Origin of the sequence: Aerococcus mictus, from assembly GCF_003286595.3 — a bacterium.
Classification (GTDB): Bacteria; Bacillota; Bacilli; order Lactobacillales; family Aerococcaceae; genus Aerococcus; species Aerococcus mictus.
This window is the reverse complement of the sequence record NZ_CP132985.1, coordinates 1,547,486-1,566,661: the sequence shown is the minus strand read 5'-3', so window position 1 is coordinate 1,566,661 and position 19,176 is coordinate 1,547,486. Positions and strand designations below refer to the sequence as shown.

Genomic DNA, 19,176 nt, shown 5'->3' with positions numbered 1-19,176 from the left:
GACAACGGTGACGGCACCCACACCATCACCATCAAGGATCCAAGTGGTACAGTAACCACAACTACTGTCAAAGACGGTAAGAATGGTAAAGATGGCCGCGACGGTATCGATGGCAAGAGCTTTGCCCCAGTGGTTGAGAAGGGTCAAGATGGCACCACCACGATTAAGTTCTACCCAGTAGATCCTAAGACTGGTAAGCCAGACACCACTCAAGCACCTGTTGCAGAAGGCTCTGTCAAAGATGGTAAGGACGGCAAGTCTCCGGAAGTCACCACTAAGGATAACGGCGACGGGACCCACACTATCACCATCAAGAACCCAGACGGTACGACCACCACGACCACGGTTAAAGACGGTAAGGATGGCAAGACACCAGAAGTTGGCGTGAAAGACAACGGCGACGGTAGCCATACCATCACCATCAAGAATCCAGATGGCACGACCACAACCACGACTGTCAGAGACGGTAAGAATGGTCAAAACGGTAAAGACGGCCGCGACGGTAAAGATGGTATCGACGGTAAGACTTTTGCCCCAGTTGTTGAGAAGGGTCAAGACGGCACCACCATTAAGTTCTACCCAGTAGATCCTAAGACCGGCCAGCCAGACACCAGTCAACCAGCAGTCGCAGAAGGCTCCGTCAAAGATGGTAAAGATGGCAAGTCCCCAGAAGTTTCCTTGAAGGACAATGGCGATGGGACCCATACCATCACCGTTAAGAACCCAGATAGCACCACTTCAACCACTACCGTGAAGAATGGTAAGGACGGCAAGTCCCCAGAAGTGACCACTACGGATAACGGCGACGGGACCCACACCATCACCATTAAAAACCCAGATGGCACGACCACAACAACAACTGTCAAAGACGGTAAGGATGGTCGCGATGGTATCGACGGTAAGACTTTTGCCCCAGTGGTTGAGAAAGGTCAAGACGGTATTACAACGATTAAGTTCTACCCAGTAGATCCTAAGACTGGCAAGCCAGATACCAGTCAACCTGCTGTAGCAGAAGGTTCTGTTAAGGATGGCCGCGATGGTAAAGATGGTAAGGACGGCAAGTCACCTCAAGTTTCTATCCGAAACAATAACGACGGCAGCCACACCATTACCATCAAGAACCCAGACGGCACCACCACCAACACCACTGTCAAAGACGGCAAGGACGGTAAGTCCCCAGAAGTGAGTGTCAAAGACAACGGTGACGGCAGCCACACCATTACCATCAAGAATCCAGATGGCACGACCACAACCACGACGGTCAAAGACGGTAAAGATGGTCGCGATGGTAAGGACGGTAAAGATGGCCGTTCCGAACGCATCCGTACTGAAAAAGGTAAGGATAGCCAAGGTAACGAAGGCGTTTGGGTCATCATTACCGACGACAAGGGCAATGAATTAAGCCGTGAATTTATCCGCGACGGTAAGACCCCATCTGTTAAGGTGGAAGAAGGCAAGAACAGCCGCGGTGAATCTGGCCAATGGATTATTGTCTTCGACGGCGACGGCAATGAAGTTTCCCGTGAATTCGTCCGTGACGGTAAAGATGGCGCTTCATCAAGCCTCGAAACCGTTCCAGGTAAGAATGAAAAAGGTGAATCCGGCCTTTGGGTAATCGTTAAAGACGGTGAAGGCAATGAATCCAGTCGTCACTTCGTCCGCGATGGTAAAGACGGCAAGGATGGTAAGGATGGCCGCAGCGTACAGAAGATCTACAACCGTGAAGGTAAACTGATCATCATCTTCTCAGACCACACCACGGAAGAGATTGAAATCCCATGCTGCAAACCATGCCCAGAGTCTCCAAGAACACCAAACCCAGGGGACCCAACACCAAACGTTCCGAATAAACCAGGCAATCCAAATCCAGGCGAGCCTAAGGAACCTGGCAATCCAAATCCAGAAGTACCAAGTGTCCCAGGTGACCCTGAAAAACCAGACCAACCGGAAGTACCAGTTCCAGGTGAACCTGAAGAACCAGGTCAACCAGATCAACCGGAAGTACCAGTTCCAGGTCAACCTGAAGAACCAGGTCAACCAGATCAACCTAGTGATCCAGCCCCACAAGTTCCAGGGCAAGCTGATCCAGACAATTCATTCAAGACCAAGGATGATGAATCGGTTACAAATAAAGAACAAGATGATCAAAACAAACAAGCGAGCTTACCAGCCACAGGTGCAGAAGTGACATCAGCGATGACAGTGATTATTGCTTCATTACTACTAAGTAGTGGTGCCTTATTAGTCAAAAACAATAACAAAGATTAATCACTAACTAAGCTATCACTCACCTGCCTTAAAGCTCATTAGACAAAAAAGAAGCAGAACAAGACTGAAAATAATCAGTTCTTGTTCTGCTTTTTTGCATACTTATAGATAAAAATTAGAATGAGCTTGGATCAAAATTCTTATGCTTTTTTCATTGCTTCTGACCTTTGACGCGCTTGTCACATTTTTTAATCCAATAAATCGTCAAAGACAACTCGGTAACGGTAGACCTTACTATTTTTTACCTTCCATTGCCCGTCGATTTTTTCGAAATAATCATCATAGTAGCCATAACCGATAAAGGCTGATACTCCTAGGTTAACTACCCGGTCTTCAAAAGGGAAGTAGGCGTGGGCCGTATTGTCTGAAGTGATTTCAATTTCAGGAATATGTCCCATGTGGGCGCTTTGGACATGCTCACCCATCAAGCGTTTAGCGTTTTTAATAATTTCTTCACACGAGCTTGAAGGGATGGTTTTTTGGGGGATGAGTGGATGTTGTCCCTTGATGGGGTCATGGGCTACCAGTGACGTATCAAAAGTGACATCGTCAGCAAATACTGTCCGAAGTAGGTCGAAATCCTTACTATCAATTGCCCGCCAATACCGGGCCTTACATTGTTTAATTTCTTCGATAGCAGCTAATTGGTCGATTGTTTCCATAGTGAACCTCCGTATCCATGATTCTTTAGTTATTTAGAAATAAGTCTACACCTGCTTTTTATCTTTAACAATAGCTTAATTTTATTTCGATAAAAGTATAGTAAGTAAGAGAAGGATTGGCTTTCTAGAGTAATTTCTCCACCACGACTTAAGCTTTTCTTAGGCAATCCCTCAAAAATATGCGATAATGACAATGGATATTATAAAGGAGGCGGTTGCCATTATGGGAAAGCCATTGATTTTTCATAAGGAAATTGCGGCGCAAAAGCCGGAAAACTATCGCAATGAGGGGGCTTATTGTCCCTTCTGTGATCGCGAGGCGCTAACCAATATCTTCCGTGAAGAAGATGATAAGATTTGGCTTATGAATAAATACCGCACTCTGGATGATACGGTGCAAACCCTGGTGATTGAGTCCCAGGAGCATTGGGCCGATACCCCTACCTATAGTAAGGAAGAAAACCGCCAAATTTTTCGTTTCACCTTTGATTGTTGGCTAGACATGTTGAGAGATGACCAATTTGAGAGTGTCCTCTTATTTAAAAATTATGGGCCCCTTTCCGGCGGGTCTTTGCGCCACCCTCACTCACAGATTGTGGGACTGAAGGATAAGGATGGCTATGAAGAAATTAGCCTGGATGCCTTTAAGGGTTTAGAAGTTGGCAAGAAGGGGAATGTCACCGTTACTCTGTCCACCCAACCGATTATGGGGATGACAGAATTTAATGTTTCGATCGCTGATCTCAACCAGCTGGATGACTTTGCGGATGCGGTCCAAAGCATTGTGACCTATATTTTGACGGATGACTTTAGTTCACGGAGTGGGTCTTACAATCTCTTTTTCTATCCCTTAGGCGGACGCTATTATTGTAAGGTTTTCCCGCGCTTCATTGCTAGTCCTTATTTTATCGGCTTTAAGATTGGTCAGGTTTCCTACCAGGGGCACTTAGAAAAGGTAGTTGCCGAACTCCAAGACTACCTTCCTTTTTAGATAAACTAAAAATGAGCTTTCCCGAGACCGAGTTAAAGCTCATTTTTTATTTGCTAGCACGTTTTACCTTGTAGATAGGAAACTGGGAGTTGGTAATTGCGGTTAAGGTCGCTATCCGGTTGCTTAATTTTCTTAATTAATAGATCAGCGATCAGATTGGCGTAATCTTGGATGGGCTGAACAATGGTAGAAAGTTCGGGATGGTAGTTTTGGATAAAACGGCTACCATCATAGCCAATAATTTTTAAATCTTGGGGAACCGCTAGACCTAGGTCTTTGGCTGCATTCAAAGTGACTAGGGCAGTCAGGTCATCGGTACAGAAAATACCGTCCAGCTGGTCCTTTTTCAGGATACTCTGAATGTGTTGGGCGGTTATTTTAGGTGACCGCTGCTCTTGGAGCTGGTAAACATAGGCATTCAGCTTTTGGGCTTCGATGACGGAGAGATAACCTTCCAAACGCTGGTTAGTCGGTGAGGCAGATTTTTGACTACCGGTAAAGATTCCGATCCTTTTGGCTCCGCGGAGGGACAGCATTTCTGTCGCCATTTGTCCCCCTTGGAAGTTATCGCTACCAACAATGGGAATTTCTTCGGAAAGGTAGCGGTCAAAGGAAACGACTTGCTTTTGATAGTGATGATATTCTTCTATTCCCATATTATGAGCCCCAGCGACAATACCGTCCACCTGGTTAGCAGCCAACATGCGCAAATAATGGCGCTCTTTTTCTTTATTATTAGCTGAATTACAGAGGATGGTGTAATACCCCTCTTCAAAAAAACAGCTTTCCAAGGCTTCCACTAATTCTCCATAGAAGGGGTGGGCCACACTAGGAAAGATCAGACCAATTAATTGCGTCCCTTTACCTTGTAATGACCGCGCTAAGGCATTGGGTTGATAATTTAATTCCTCCATGGCTTGGCGGACTTTTTTAATGGTCTTCTCACTGAGATAGCCATAATTATTAATCACCCGGGAAACAGTCGTTGCTGACACCCCGGCTTTTTTAGCCACGTCGGCTAGGGTAATCGCCATGACCAGCACTCCTTTACTTGTTAATATTTTCTAGGGGATAGATCTCGCCCCCTAAACGACCACTTCCCTTTATTATAAGCTGACTTTGTCCTTTTTGGGGGAAAATTCTGCCGCTAAGGACTTTATAGCCGTCTTGGACAAAAATTTCGAAGGAAGAGGCATCGATAAAGATTTGTAGCTGGAGGTCTTCTCCACCTGTAAAGTGACTTTCCCGGACTTGGCCGTATTCGGGGTTAACGCGTTCTCCCTGGTCGGTCCGTGTTACCTTAACTTTGCCGAGAGGGACGTCTACTTCAATGTCAAGGGCGGCAGCTTCTTCATCATCACTCATGACCAGGAAGTTAAGCTTGGAGTCGGCGTCTAGTGAGCAGTTGATTTCGTAGGCATTGTCTTCAAAATCATAGGCCCACTTTTGACCTGCTTCCAGTGAGCCCGTGATTGCTATAGGACTTTGGCGCAGGCTCTCCATTTCTTCGACCGGTCGTTGGTAGAGATGCCCCTGGTCAAAATGGAGTTCCTTGACCAGACTCAAGACCGAGGTCCAGCCCCAGTCCGCGTCGGGGTAAGTCAGGTCTGGTAAACCTAGCCAAGACACGGCTAAAGCCCGACCGTCAGGCGCGTTAAAGGGCTGGGTGGCATAAACATCGAAGCCATCGTCCAGGTTCTTTAAAGGATTAGGGTCATTCAGTGTTAAGTTCTCCCAATCAATGGAGTCAAAGCTTAAATAAGTATTGGGATAAATGTTTTGATACTTGAGTTCATCCTGGCTCAAACCTTGCGGGCAAAAGATCAGCAGGTCTTTCCCATCCACTTTCACATAATTGGGGCATTCCATCATATAGGCACTTTCCCCGCTAGTTAATTTTAAGGGACCGAGAAAGTCCCAGTCCTTAAGATTGTCGCTTTGGTAGACTAGGACCTGGCCTTTAAGCGCTTCGGTTTGGGCGCCTAAAATCATGAGATAGCCGTCTTGGTAGGGGAAGATCTGCGGGTCACGAAAATGATCGGTATAGCCCGCTTCAACTGCTCTAATGAGGGGGGGATCGATTTTAGTGAATTGATAGTTCTTATCCATCCAGGCGCCGACCTGGTAGGGATGACGTTGCCAGTCCCTATCGCGAGCATTCCCGGTGTAGAAGAGAAAGAGCTGGTCATCCACAGGAAGGGCAGATCCTGAGTAGACTCCGTGACTATCATAGGGAGAATCGGGTGCTAGGGCAATGCCATGGGATTCCCAGTGGACCAGGTCTTTGGAGGAGAGGTGGTACCAGGACTTGAGCCCGTGAACCGGTCCCATAGGATAATATTGGTAGAAAAGCTGCCAGCGACCATTGTAATAGGAAAAACCATTGGGATCATTGAGTAAACCACTTTCTGGCTGAATGTGGTAGTGTTGACGCCAAGGGCTGTGGGTAACTTTTTCTTTTAGCTGACCCAGATAGTCATTTGGCCAGTCTTCATAGGCTTGGTAGCGCAATTGCCGGGTCCATTTGGGATCTTGTGTCATGGATAGGCTTCCTTTCTTTAACATTGGTCAAAAATTAAATGCTTAATTTACAGTAAGTATAAGAAAAAGTGATAGGTATGTCAAACGCTTTCATAATGATAAGCACAGTGATTACTATAAATAAAATATTTTTAAAATTAATTCTGTTAAACGATTGACATAAACAAAAATACTGCTAAGATATTAAGTGTAAAAGCGTTTTCAACTGAAAGGAGACCAATCATGAATCACAAACAAGTTGCTCAAGATATTGCTGACGCACTTGGTAAGGATAACCTCCTTGCTGCTGCTCACTGTGCAACCCGCTTACGCTTAGTTTTAAAAGATAGTCAAGCTGTTGACCAAGAAGCGATTGATAATAACGAAGGGGTCAAAGGGACCTTTGAAGTGAACGGTCAGTACCAAATCATCATTGGAACTGGCGATGTAGATAAGGTTTATAAGGAACTCACTGCCATCACTGGCGTCCAAGAAGCCTCAACCGAAGACATTAAAGCTGTGGCTCAATCCCAAGAAAAAAGTAATCCCTTCATGCAGTTGACCAAACTCTTATCGGATATCTTTGTGCCAATCTTGCCGGCCTTAGTCGCAGGGGGCTTGCTTCTCGCCTTAAATAACCTTTTAACTTCACCTTTTGGAGGTGTGGCATTGGTCGAACGATCAGCTGTTATTGCTGATCTTTCTGGTATGCTAGGGGTCATTGCTGGTGCGCCCTTTACTTTCTTACCGGTTCTTCTGGGTTTCTCAGCGACCAAGCGTTTTGGCGGCAATCCTTATCTAGGAGCAGCCATTGGAATGGCCATGGTGATGCCGTCCTTAGTGAGTGGTTATGAGGTTGCCACAGTAACCGCGGCTGGAGAAATGCCTTATTGGGACATTTTTGGCTTTAAAATTGCTCAGGCCGGTTACCAAGGGCAAGTCCTACCTGTCTTAGCAGTCGCTTGGATATTGGCACGATTAGAAAACTTCTTCCATGATCATATCCATCCTGCTTTTGACTTTACCTTTACTCCAATGCTAGCCATCATTATCACCGGTTTTCTAACCTTTGCCATTGTAGGACCAGTGATGCGGAATGTTTCCGATGCCTTAACCTATGGCTTGACCTGGTTGTATGAAGCGACTGGGGCCTTAGGGATGGGAATATTAGGGCTCTTCTATTCACCAATCGTGATTACAGGTCTCCATCAAAGTTTCCCCGCCGTGGAAACCACTTTAATTGCTAACCAAGCCACAACAGGAGGGTCCTTTATCTTCCCTGTGGCATCCATGGCGAATATCGCTCAAGGGGCGGCCTGTTTAGCGGTGATGGTGATTACCCGTAATGAAAAACAAAAAGGGGTCGCTTCTTCAGCTTCAGTGTCTGCCTTACTCGGAATTACTGAACCAGCGATCTTTGGGATTAACCTCAAATTACGTTATCCTTTCTACTGTGCCATGATTGCTTCTGGGATTGCCTCAGCTTGTTTAGGTTTCTTCCATGTACTGGCAGTCTCCTTAGGCTCAGCCGGTTTCCTTGGCATTATTTCTATTGATTCCAATTCTTGGATTCCTTTCTTAGTGGGAGTTGCTATTAGTTTTATCTCTGCGTTCTTATTAACCTTCTTCTATGGAAAACACTCCAATAAAGAAGCCGAAAAATCAGAAGCAGCAGCTCTCCAAGCCGAAGAAGCCGCAGAAAGTAAGCCTAGCCAGGCGAATCGCTCAGGTCTTGAAGCTGACATAGTCTTACCTGCAGTCGCTAGTGGCCAAGTCAAAGCCTTAAAAGAGGTGGATGACCCTGTCTTTTCTCAAGAAATGATGGGCAAGGGGACTGCCATTCTTCCAAGTGATGGCAAGGTCTATTCACCCCTCGATGGAACCCTAACTGTGGCCTATGACACCAAGCATGCTTACGGTTTAACTGGGGATAATGGCGTGGAAGTCCTGATTCATATTGGTATTGATACCGTCAACTTACAGGGCCAATATTTCACTTCCCAAGTCAGTCAAGGTCAAGCAGTCAAACGCGGCGACCTCCTAGGAACTTTTGATATTGAAGGCATTAAGTCAGCTGGCTATGACCCTACAGTGATGGAAATTATTACCAATACTGGAGGTTATCAATCCGTCACCGCTGTGAGAGAAAGTGGAACGACTTTAGCTAATGAAGACCTTCTAGCAATCACTAACCCCTCTTAATTATATTTTGTCTCCCCATGAGGTGGCTTTCAATAGCCACCTCTTTTTTGAAGTGGATGTTCGTCCTGTGACCGGAACACGTTTAAAGAGAGTGTGACGGGTGCATCCGAAGCAGGTCTGAAGTTAGAATCATCTGACAACAGAATGAACAAGGAAATTATTTTGACGAAAGCTTGAGTAATCGTTAAAATATGGCTGTAAAAGAAAAAGATGAAATGAGAGGTAGCCATGAAAGAACAAGGCAAAAAGAAAGTTATCAAAAAAGTCAGTTCCGCTTTAAGAAAAGATATTATTATGGTGCCAGAAGTGATTGAAGAGGCGCCCGGTATTCAGATCTTTGGTCGTACCATTAAATCTCTACTATTTTCTACCGATGTCGCGACTATTACTTACTCTAATGCTGACGCCATCCTAGCGGTCTATCCTTTTACGCCTCATCCCAGCATTATTTCCGCGATCTTACAAGTCGCTTCCCAACCCGTTTTTGCTGGCGTAGGCGGGGGCAAGACTCAGGGCATGCGGAGCGTCGAAATCGCCTTGCTTTCAGAAGCTGAAGGGGCTTTAGGCGTGGTATGTAATGCCCCTATGCCAATCGAAACTATCCAAGCGATAGAGGATCGGATCGATTCCCCAATTATTTCTACCGTGATTTCAGAATATGACTTGCTTTCTAAGTTGAATAGCGGGGTAGATATTCTCAATGTTGCCAATGGCCGACACACCGTGGAATTAGTCAAGCGGGTTCGTGATCAATTCCCTGATATTCCTATTATTGCTACCGGCGGAAAATCCGAAGAAAATATAAAAAGGGTCATTGAAGCCGGGGCCGATGCGATTTCTTGGACCCCACCAACAAATGCTGAACTCTTCCAAGAAGTGATGGATAATTACCGGGATAAATCGGAAGAACGCTTTATGTCCAACCATGACGGCCTCACCCTAGACGCTTATGAGGATAAGTATAATTTATAAGAAAGTATTTGCTGAACGAAGAGAGGAGTCTTTTGATGAAAATCGTTAGTGTCCAACCTTTAAATGTAGCAAAAGAATTAATTGATGAATTGGCCCAGCCCTTAATTGAGGCCGGGCATGACTTTGTATATTATGAGTACAAGACCACTGATCCTAAAGAAATGGCTAAGCGGACAGAAGGGGCGGAAATCCTGATTATTGATTCTACCCCTTTCCCAGAGGAAGTGGCCTCCAAATTAGAGGATACTCAATTAGTGGATGTGGCCTTTACCGGAGTAGACCATGTAGCCATGGACGTTCTTAAAGACAGGGGGATTATGGTTAACAATGCTTCTGGTTACGCTAACCAAGCCGTGGCTGAATTATCGCTTGGGCTAACCTTAGCACTCTATCGCCATCTCCAAGCCAATGACCAAGAAACCCGTAAAGGCAGCCAATTAAGCCAAGTATATCAAGGTAGGGAAATTGCTGGTAAGACGGTTGGGATTATCGGAACTGGATCGATTGGCTTAGCCACTGCTGCTCTCTTTAAGGCCTTTGGGGCGAATTTGATTGCCTACAGTCGCAGCGAAAAAGAAGAAGCCAAGGCTTTGGGCATTGAATACAAAAGTCTAGAAGAAGTGATGGCTGAAAGTGATATTGTTTCCATCCACCTACCGAATAACGCCCAAACCAAAGGCATGATTTCTAAAGCAATGATTGGGAAAATGAAGTCATCAGCAGTTTTAATTAACGTGGCCCGGGGACCGATTGTGGATAATGAAGCTCTAGCCCAAGCCCTTAACGATGAGAAGATTGCTGGGGCAGGGATTGATGTCTTTGATAGTGAACCACCATTGGCAGATGATTACCCACTTCTCTATGCTAAGAATATTCAACTCACTCCGCATGTGGGCTATTTAACAGATGAAGCCATGGTAAAATTAGCTAAAATCGCTTTTAATAATATTTATCATTACCTCAAGGATGATCCGCAAAATATCGTGACTGAATAGCAAGCACGATTACTAGATTTGAAAAAATGAATACAAAAAAAGAGAGACAGGAATTTTTTCTCCTGTCTCTTTTCTTTAATATAAATTCTTTAATAAAAAGTTGTGTTAAGCACATTTTGATGTGATTATCACACTCTCTAGTTGAGTTCGGAAGGGTGAGGGGATGTCCTTTCAGAAAAGTTGAACGATCAAGCAAGTTGAGTTCGAACGCCAGACTTGAAGTTGCTTCAGAAAATACCAACGCACAGGCCTGCTGTGCTTATGATATTTTCCTCCAGCAATTCAAGTCTCTGATGGCGCTCTCACATCCTTATAGCTGCTCTTATCATCTTTTCTTCCAAGGAATCTCCCTCCCTGATCCTTCCTTACATCCTTTCCTTAGTGCCCTTCGGCGAATTCGACTTTACCGTCGGCTAGAGCGGCGATCCGCACTTCTGAATAGAGGTCAACGCCGGCATCGAGGATGCGTTGGCGGCCATCTTGGAAGGATTTTTCAATACAGATACCCACACCTACCACTTCAGCTTGGGCTTGGCTAACAATATCAATGAGTCCCATAGCTGCTTCACCATTAGCTAAGAAATCATCGATAATCAGAACCTTATCGTCTGAGTTTAAGTATTGTTTACTGATAATCACAAAACTATCGGTATCCTTGGTGTAACTATGCACCTTACTCCCGTAAACAGCTTGGTCCTTAAGGGTAGATGGTTGTTGCTTCTTAGCGAAAACCATAGGAACCCCTAATTTTTCGGCGATGATAATCGATGGTGCGATTCCGGAAGCTTCGACGGTAACGATTTTAGTAATTTCGCGACCTTGGTAGTGAGCAATGATTTTATCAGCAATATCACTGATGACACTAGGGTCAATTTGGTGGTTGAGGAATGAATCAACCTTCAAAACGTTGTTTGGAAATACTTTACCATCTTCAAGAATCCGTTGCTTTAAGTTTGCCACTCTTTTTCCTCCTTTGGTATTTTGAGCAATAATTAGAATAAGTTATCCCTATTCTACCCTTTATCGGGATAAAATGCGAACATTTTTTGAACATTAAGCGATTTTTTCCTGTTTCTAAGTCTTAGTTTCGTAATCATCCAGCTAGGGGTATAATAGATAGGATGAGAAAATTTTGAAGAGGAGATTTTAATGACAAACCATATTGTATTATTTGAACCAGAAATTCCAGCCAATACCGGAAACATTGCCCGTACCTGTGCGGCGACTGATACCCATCTGCACTTAATCGAACCCCTGGGCTTTCAAACCGATGATAAGCATTTAAAGCGAGCTGGCCTCGATTATTGGGATGCCCTAGACATTACCTACCATGACGATTTGAAGGCGTTTATGGACTATCTGGATGGACGACCTCTATATTTGATTAGTAAATTTGCTACCAAGAATTATACTGATATTGATTACATGGCCCATAAAAAGCGGGGCGAAGATATCTTCCTCATGTTTGGTAAGGAAACCACAGGTCTACCGGAAGCCTTTATGCATGAACATGAAGACCAATGTCTGCGTCTACCTATGGATGATACCCACGTCCGCTGCCTTAATTTGTCCAATTGTGCAGCGATTTGTATTTATGAAGTCCTCCGTCAACAGGCCTTCAATGACTTAGAACTCACCCATAGCTATGATCATGATAAGTTAGCAAATTTAAAAAAAGATTAAATGATAAATAAGAAAATTTAAATATCGCTTCAAGGATAAATATTAATGAAGAAACTGTAGTAAGATGAATTGAATACTTGAAAGGGGGCAGCGATATGAATGAGGGAGAACAGCAAGAAAGTTCCTGGTTTGACAAGGTCAAAGCCTTTCTGGGGCACTACTGGAAGAAATTTCGTCTGACGAAGTGGCTAATCTTTCTTGTCCTCTTGATCATCTTTATTTTCGAATCTTATTTAGTGGTTGGGGCAAAGATGACTAATGTCGATGACTTACAAGCCCGGCTCCAAATGACTACTGAGATTTATGACCAATCTGACCAAGCCGTTGGGGAAATGGCTGACGGACGCGGAACCTATGTGTCCTTAAATCAGATTTCACCTAATATTCAAAATGCTGTCATATCGACTGAAGATAAGCGCTTTTACCAACATCCTGGCTTTGATATTATCGGGATTGGCCGGGCCATGGTGGGTTATGTGGTTCACCGCGGAAATGTGGTTGGAGGGGGATCCACTCTGACCCAACAATTAGTGAAAAATTCCTTCTTAACTAATGAACAGAGCCTGCTGAGAAAGTTTAAAGAACTCTTTATTGCCCTAGAAGTGGAGAAGAAATACTCTAAGGATCAAATCCTAGAAATGTATCTCAATCATACTTATTTTGGTAATGGGGTTTATGGGGTAGAAGATGCTTCCTTAAAATACTTTGGCACCCATGCTGCTGACCTTAATTTACCTAATGCGGCAGTCCTAGCTGGAGCCTTGAAGGGACCCAGCCTCTATAATCCGATTGATAATTATGAAGAAGCTCAAGGGCGCCGTAATTTGGTGCTTTCTCTGATGAGTAATAATGACTTTATCAGTGAAACTGAGGCCCAAAATGCCCAGGGCACAGTGATGCCCCAGATGAATAATCCGGTGGCTAGTGACCAATCCAAGTACCCTTATTATTTCGACAGCGTCTTAGAAGAAGCGATTAATAAGTTTGGTTTAACCGAAGAAGAGGTTATGAACGGGGGTTATAAGATTTATACCAATCTTAACCCCACCTACCAAAGTCAGTTAGAGGCTGCCTATGAGAATAAGCAACTCTTCCCAACTAACAATAGTGGTCAGGCTTCGCAAAGTGCGACCGTGGCCCTAGACCCCTATAATGGTGGTGTCTTAGCCAGCGTTGGTGGGGTGGGCGACTATCACTTCCGTGGTTTTAACCGGTCTACTCAAATGAAACGACAACCAGGTTCAACACTCAAACCTTTAAATGTTTATGTTCCAGCTCTAGAACATGGTTTCTCTAAGAATGACCAAGTGCCGGATGAAGTCCGCTCTTACGGGAGTGACAACTACCGGCCTGAAAACTGGAACCACCAATCGAATGGCGACTTACCGCTCTGGGAAGCCTTGGCCCTAAGTAAAAACACCTCAGCGGTTTGGTTGATGGACCAAGTGGGGGTCAATACAGCCATGAAGAAACTTGATGCCTTCGGTATTCCCTATACGGATAAGGACCTCTCCTTAGCCAGTGCCTTGGGTGGCTTGACGGAAGGGGTTTCACCTATCCAGCTAGCCAGTGCTTATACAGCCTTTCCTAATAATGGGAAACGTTCTGAGGCCTACTTTATCCGGAAAATTGTCGGTCCTAATGGTGAAGAAGTAGTTAAGGAACAAAGTCCTAAGCAAAACACGGTTATGTCCCAAGGCGTCGCTAAGGAAATGACCAGCATGATGCTAGCGGTTTATGACGGAAACTATACCGGTTCTCAAGCTGAACCAGCGGGTTACCAAGTAGCTGGTAAGACGGGAACCGTTGAATTGACTCTGGATGATCCTCATGCAGCGGGCTATAATGACGAATGGTTTGTCGCCTATACCCCTGATGTAGTAGTGACTTCCTGGTTTGGTTTTGACCAAACCTCTTCGGAAAACTATATTTCCACCTACTCTGGAGTTAATTCCCACTCTAGTTTCAATACCATCCTCCAAGGAATTCTTGCTAATAGTCCTGGAACTGCCTTTTCCGTGGAATCAGCGGCTAAGCAATACGGTAATCGTTTTGAATATAATAACGGAGAAGAGGCTAGTCAATCACCTCACTCCAATTCAGACAATGAAGACGTAATCAACCGAATTATTGATGGTGGGCGAAACCTCTTTGATTATTTCAGAGGTTTACTTTAGGCTTACCATCCAGTCACTGAATTGGCTGGGATAGTAAAATACTTTAAAAACAATTCTATCCATGGTATATTGAAAAAAACATATAAGGGAGAGATCAATTTGGCAAATATTTACGATACCATTAACCAATTAGAACGTGACATTCGCGAATTAGACGCTTATGACGCTTTAAGTGAGGCGATGGATAAGCTTCTTAATGATGACGAAGCACGTGAACTCTACATTAATTTTAGAAACTACCAAACCAGCGTCCAAACTAAGATGCAATTAGGCCAAGAGTTAAGTGAAGAGGATGTTAAAAAAGCTGAAGACATGCAAAAAACCTTGGCTAATAATGCGGTATTAAGTGAGTTAATGCAAAAAGAACAACAACTCAACCAATACGTTGAAGATGTTAACCAAGCGGTTGGTCGTCCGATTCGTGAGATCTATGACCGTGCTAACCAAGCAACTAAACTCAGTTCAGAAGATAAGGATGGCGAATAATTAAGCCTCTAGTCACCTCAAATCCTTGAGGTGGCTATTTTTTTATTTTGAAGATATTTTCTAGTGAGCAACTGTTGAAGTCTTATCGCTTTGAATTCACCGGTAAATCTTGCGACAAAGGCCGTTAAAATATGATAAACTAGGGAAGTATCAATAAGGAAAGGGTGCGATGACTTGTTACGCTTTGTTCATGCGGCTGACCTGCATCTCGGTCAAACAATGAAAAAAATAAAAAAACAAAACCATAAAGTGTACCAAGCCTTAAGGCAAGCGACCATTGACTCCTACAATCGTTTAATCGACATTGCCATCAATGAGGAGGTTGACTGTGTCTTACTAGCAGGAGACCTCTATGACAGTCCTGAGGGGACCTTGGCAGAACAGTTTGCCCTCGTTAAGGGCTTAGAGCGCTTGGACCAGGCAGGCATCGCCTCTTTTATTTTGTTTGGTAACCATGACTATAAGAGCCAAAAAGAAAAACACCTGGCTTTGCCAGCCTCTACCCGGGTCTTTCCTCGGCAGGTAACTACTCTAGACTTTACTACCGCTAGGGGCGACCAGGTGGCTATTAGCGGCTTTTCCTACCCCAAGCGCTGGTTAACGGAAGATTATAGCCAATATTTCCCTAAGCGTTATAATCATGTTGACTACCACATTGGCATGTTTCATGGCCAGGAAAGACAAGGAAACAGCCAACAAGACCACTATGCGCCTTTTCAAAAGAGTCACTTACAACAATTAGCCTATGACTACTGGGCCTTGGGGCATATTCATGCAGCTCAACAATTATCTGGGCAAACACCTATCGTCTATCCCGGCAATATCCAAGGGACCCATTTCAAAGAAACTGGCCCCAAAGGTGGTGTCCTCGTCTCGCTTGAACAAGGAAAGGACCCAATCATTGAAAGCATCGAAACGACTGATTGGCAATTTAAAGTCCACCAAGCGATTGCGCCTCCAATTCACGGGGTCAGTGATTTGCAAGCACTTTTCCAAAAAGCATATCAAGCTGAAGTGGACCAGGCAAGAGCAGAGGGCTTACATTATGTCTTGCGCCTCCACTATCGCCTGGACGACTCAGATAGCGATAGTTTGGCTTTCTGGGAGGACTATGCTAAGGACTTATTCGATCAATTACAGTGGCAGTTCCAAGACCAGGATGACGTTTTTTTGGCTGATTTGCGCTTTGAAGTCAAAGGAAGCAAAAGTTTGGACCAGGCCAGTTTATACGAGCAGGCCTTGATGGAGACCCTCGACCACTATCAGGATCCAGGAGCCTTTGACCAGGCATTAAATGAACTATTAGACCACCCACTTTGGCAGCGCCACTTGCAGCCGGCCATCTCACTAAGCCAGTTCCAAGAAGACGTTCTAGCCGCAACTAGAAATAAAATTTTACTCTCTCTCTATCAAAAATAAGCAAGCACGGAGGAATCATAACAAATGAAATTACAAGCAATCGACATCTTTGGCTACGGGAAATTTGTCCACCGCCAATTTCAATTGACGGATGACTTTAATGTTTTCCTAGGTCCAAACGGGTCGGGAAAATCGACTTTGATGAGCTTCGTTCTAAGTATCATGTTCGGTTTCCCCAACCAACGCCGTAAGGGGAGCCGTGATTTCGATACCAATGACCAAGTTCGCTTCGGGGGGCGTCTATATTTTAAGGATACCCAATGGGGCGATTGTGCCATTGAACGCACTCGGGCCAATGGTAAGCAAGTCTTAAAAATATCTATTGCCGGTCAAGAAGCCAAGGAAGTTGATCATTTTAAACAACTTTTTGGGGATTTGACCCGGGATACCTATTTAGCCTATTTTGGCTTTACTGAACCTGATTTAATGCAATTTATCTGGGAATCGGAAGAAGACTTCGCCCGTAGTTTAGTCAACTTAGGTGTGACCGGTAAGCTCTCTCTTAGCCAGGAAGTAGATCAATTGCAAGCGGATGCCGATAGTCTTTACCGGCCCCAAGGACAAAATCCTAAGCTAAACCAAGAAATGGTTGAATTAGAAAGGCAAAACCAAGACTTGGCGGCTGCCCGTCAAGAGGAAGACGCCTATTTTGACTTGGACCAAGAATTGTCAGATAAAAAGGCGGCCTTGGCAGAAGTTCAAAGTGCTGAACAAAGTGCCCGACAAAGTTTAATGGACTTAGAAAAGGCTGACCAACAGAGCGCCTCTGATGAAGAGCGGGTGGCACTGGGCTTTGAACTCGCCCAATATGATGGACCACGTTTTTCAGACCAGGATGTTGACCAATGGCAAAACATTGTGAACACCAAAGACCGCTTGGTTGAGGAATATCAGGAGCTCAACCCTGAGGGCTTTGTGATTATGGATTCTGTAGAAGCGGAAGCGGATCCAGAAGAAGAATTGAATGCCGGAGGACAATGGATCAGCGATCATCTCGGCATTTCTGAGCAAATGTTGGCTGAAGCCCGAGCTTACCGGGAACAAATCCGGCAAAATGAGAATCTCCATGATCAAATCGTCGAGAAACGTTACCAAGAAAGCCGCTTACTTTCAGCCTTAGGAGCTGAAACCATTGATGAATTGCCGCGTGATTTCACCAACGAAGAGCGCGAAGAATGGCAAAAACGCCAAAAAGCGATCGATAGCCGCCGGGTCTTCTACAAAAATACCAAAGCCGGCCTAGAAAACTTGATGGAAGACCGGGAAAGTCTTGGTCAAGAACGTCAAGAGATTTCCAGCAACTATGATGACTTCAAAGCCACTGTTTATAAATATACCCAGTCCTGGATTCGTCCGATTGGGATGACTTTATTAGCTGTTGGTTTAATATGTTATGCGATTTCACTCTTCCACACTAGTCCTTTCTGGCGGGGAGCAGGGATGCCCGCTTTAATACTCGGTTTAATCTTTGTCTTAATTGCCTGGTTCCAAGAACGCAAAGGGAAACACTATGTTAATGAAGAAGAGAAGGCCTACCAATTAGACTTACGCGATATCGATAGTGAAACGGCTGAAATCCAACGCCAAATCGATAATCAAAACCAACAAATTGCAGAACTAGAGGAAGAATCCAAGCAATTTACCAAGGATTTAGAGGCCTTCTTACAAGCTAAGGGGGGTTCCTCTTACATCATGCCCCTGGTTTGGCTTCAAACCGACTATGTGAAACAAATTGAAGACTTGGAAGGGGAAATTAACCAACTGATCCATCAAAGTGGGGCAGGCGCTTTTGGGCAAGCCCATCAAGCGGAATGGTCAGATTACCGCCAAGCAAGTCATAATCAGGCCTTGTCACTGGATTCCTTATTCCAACAGTTTGAAGATGACTACCACAATTACCGACTTTATGCGGCTAATCTTGATTATGAAGACCAAGAACAAAAAGCCAAGCAAGCCCGTCTCAGCCAGTTAGCTGACCATATTGACCAACTTGAAAAAACAGAGGAGAACTTCTTAAAACAATACAACTTAACTGACCGTGCGGACTTAGAAAAAGCCTTAACTGCCTATGGTCAATTTAAGGACAAAGAAGCTCGCTACCAACTCTTAAATCAATATCTGGATAAAAAGGCTTCGGCTTTAAATGAAGATGAAGCGGAAGTTAGCGAACAAATTAAGGCCACTAAAGACAAAATCAATAGCTACGAAGGCCAAAGACAAGTCTTACTTGCTGATATCGCGCGGATTGAAAATCAATTGAAGCAAATGAAAAACAGCCAAGCCTTACAAGCCATGGAACAAGACAAGCAAGAACAAGTTGATCAATCCTATGACACCGCAGTCGCTTGGGCTAGCGATACCTTGGCAGCTAAGACGATGGAGGAAGCGACTCTGGGACAAGGCCAAGATACTGTCCAACGAGTTCTTGCCCAAGCCAATCGCTATCTATTCGATTTAACCAATACTAAATTTGAAAAGATGCGCTACACTGATGACAGTGTCGAAGTCTATCAACCGATGCGAGACCAATGGACCAGTGTTAACCAGCTATCCCGCGGGGAGAAGGCTCTCTTGTTTGTGGCTATGCGCTTCGCCTTCTTAGACGCCCAACTCGGCCACCAAGACTTGCCAATTCTGATTGACGAAGGTTTTGCTCATTTAGACCAAGAATACCGGCAAAATATTTATCGCTTCTTGAAAGAAAAGAGTCTATCCCGTCAAATTATTGTCTTTACCTTTGACCAAGAAATTACTCAAGGCTTACATTCCGACCAAGTTCATCACTTAGAAGCATAGAAAGG

Annotated in this window: 13 protein-coding genes and 2 pseudogenes; 11 read left to right on the top strand and 4 right to left on the bottom strand. The window is 44.5% G+C overall.

Annotation, left to right across the window (positions count from 1 at the left end):
• Positions 1-12 precede the first annotated feature (12 nt).
• Positions 13-99, top strand: a pseudogene (locus DBT49_RS09760) (collagen-flanked surface repeat-containing protein); the annotation flags it as partial.
• A gap of 141 nt (positions 100-240) precedes the next feature.
• Positions 241-2,250 (top strand): annotated as a pseudogene (locus DBT49_RS07160) (collagen-flanked surface repeat-containing protein); the annotation flags it as partial.
• 206 nt (positions 2,251-2,456) lie between these two features.
• Here the strand turns inward: DBT49_RS07160 and DBT49_RS07155 are convergent.
• Positions 2,457-2,930, bottom strand: coding sequence for a nuclear transport factor 2 family protein (locus DBT49_RS07155; protein ID WP_070560404.1), 474 nt, complete (start codon positions 2,928-2,930; stop codon positions 2,457-2,459).
• 223 nt (positions 2,931-3,153) lie between these two features.
• Here DBT49_RS07155 and DBT49_RS07150 point away from each other — a divergent pair, with 223 nt between their 5' ends.
• On the top strand, positions 3,154-3,921 hold the full coding sequence (locus tag DBT49_RS07150; RefSeq protein WP_070560406.1) for a DUF4931 domain-containing protein: 768 nt from the start codon (positions 3,154-3,156) through the stop codon (positions 3,919-3,921).
• 53 nt (positions 3,922-3,974) lie between these two features.
• Here the strand turns inward: DBT49_RS07150 and DBT49_RS07145 are convergent, their stop codons facing one another.
• Entirely contained in the window at positions 3,975-4,955 is a 981-nt protein-coding gene (locus DBT49_RS07145; RefSeq protein WP_070560408.1) for a LacI family DNA-binding transcriptional regulator, read from the bottom strand.
• Positions 4,956-4,968: 13 nt separating this feature from the next.
• A complete protein-coding gene (locus tag DBT49_RS07140; protein WP_070560410.1) occupies positions 4,969-6,462 on the bottom strand; it encodes a sucrose-6-phosphate hydrolase in 1,494 nt (497 codons plus the stop codon).
• A 222-nt stretch (positions 6,463-6,684) separates the two neighbouring features.
• On the opposite strand from DBT49_RS07140, the gene DBT49_RS07135 reads away from it, so the two are divergent.
• The 3 genes from DBT49_RS07135 to DBT49_RS07125 all read left to right on the top strand — a co-directional run bounded on the left by DBT49_RS07135 (position 6,685) and on the right by DBT49_RS07125 (position 10,610).
• Positions 6,685-8,643, top strand: a complete 1,959-nt coding sequence (locus DBT49_RS07135; protein ID WP_070560412.1) for a sucrose-specific PTS transporter subunit IIBC — start codon at positions 6,685-6,687, stop codon at positions 8,641-8,643.
• A gap of 228 nt (positions 8,644-8,871) precedes the next feature.
• Entirely contained in the window at positions 8,872-9,615 is a 744-nt protein-coding gene (locus DBT49_RS07130) for a nitronate monooxygenase family protein (RefSeq protein ID WP_060778597.1), read from the top strand.
• 35 nt (positions 9,616-9,650) lie between these two features.
• Positions 9,651-10,610 (top strand): 2-hydroxyacid dehydrogenase, encoded by a 960-nt coding sequence (locus tag DBT49_RS07125; protein ID WP_070560414.1) that lies wholly within the window; start codon positions 9,651-9,653, stop codon positions 10,608-10,610.
• 378 nt (positions 10,611-10,988) lie between these two features.
• On the opposite strand, the gene DBT49_RS07120 is transcribed toward DBT49_RS07125, so the two are convergent.
• Positions 10,989-11,570, bottom strand: a complete 582-nt coding sequence (locus DBT49_RS07120) for a xanthine phosphoribosyltransferase (RefSeq protein WP_070560415.1) — start codon at positions 11,568-11,570, stop codon at positions 10,989-10,991.
• Between the two features lie 189 nt (positions 11,571-11,759).
• On the opposite strand from DBT49_RS07120, the gene trmL reads away from it, so the two are divergent.
• The 5 genes from trmL to DBT49_RS07095 all read left to right on the top strand — a co-directional run bounded on the left by trmL (position 11,760) and on the right by DBT49_RS07095 (position 19,171).
• Positions 11,760-12,293, top strand: coding sequence for a tRNA (uridine(34)/cytosine(34)/5-carboxymethylaminomethyluridine(34)-2'-O)-methyltransferase TrmL (gene trmL, locus DBT49_RS07115; protein WP_070560417.1), 534 nt, complete (start codon positions 11,760-11,762; stop codon positions 12,291-12,293).
• Between the two features lie 95 nt (positions 12,294-12,388).
• A complete protein-coding gene (locus tag DBT49_RS07110) occupies positions 12,389-14,470 on the top strand; it encodes a transglycosylase domain-containing protein (protein WP_070560419.1) in 2,082 nt (693 codons plus the stop codon).
• Between the two features lie 99 nt (positions 14,471-14,569).
• Positions 14,570-14,956 carry a YlbF family regulator gene (locus DBT49_RS07105; RefSeq protein ID WP_013669338.1) on the top strand — a complete coding sequence of 129 codons (387 nt, stop codon included), beginning with the start codon at positions 14,570-14,572 and terminating at the stop codon, positions 14,954-14,956.
• A 174-nt stretch (positions 14,957-15,130) separates the two neighbouring features.
• Positions 15,131-16,375, top strand: a complete 1,245-nt coding sequence (locus DBT49_RS07100; protein WP_070560421.1) for a metallophosphoesterase family protein — start codon at positions 15,131-15,133, stop codon at positions 16,373-16,375.
• A gap of 24 nt (positions 16,376-16,399) precedes the next feature.
• Positions 16,400-19,171, top strand: coding sequence for an ATP-binding protein (locus DBT49_RS07095; RefSeq protein WP_101560379.1), 2,772 nt, complete (start codon positions 16,400-16,402; stop codon positions 19,169-19,171).
• The last annotated feature ends 5 nt before the right edge of the window (positions 19,172-19,176 follow it).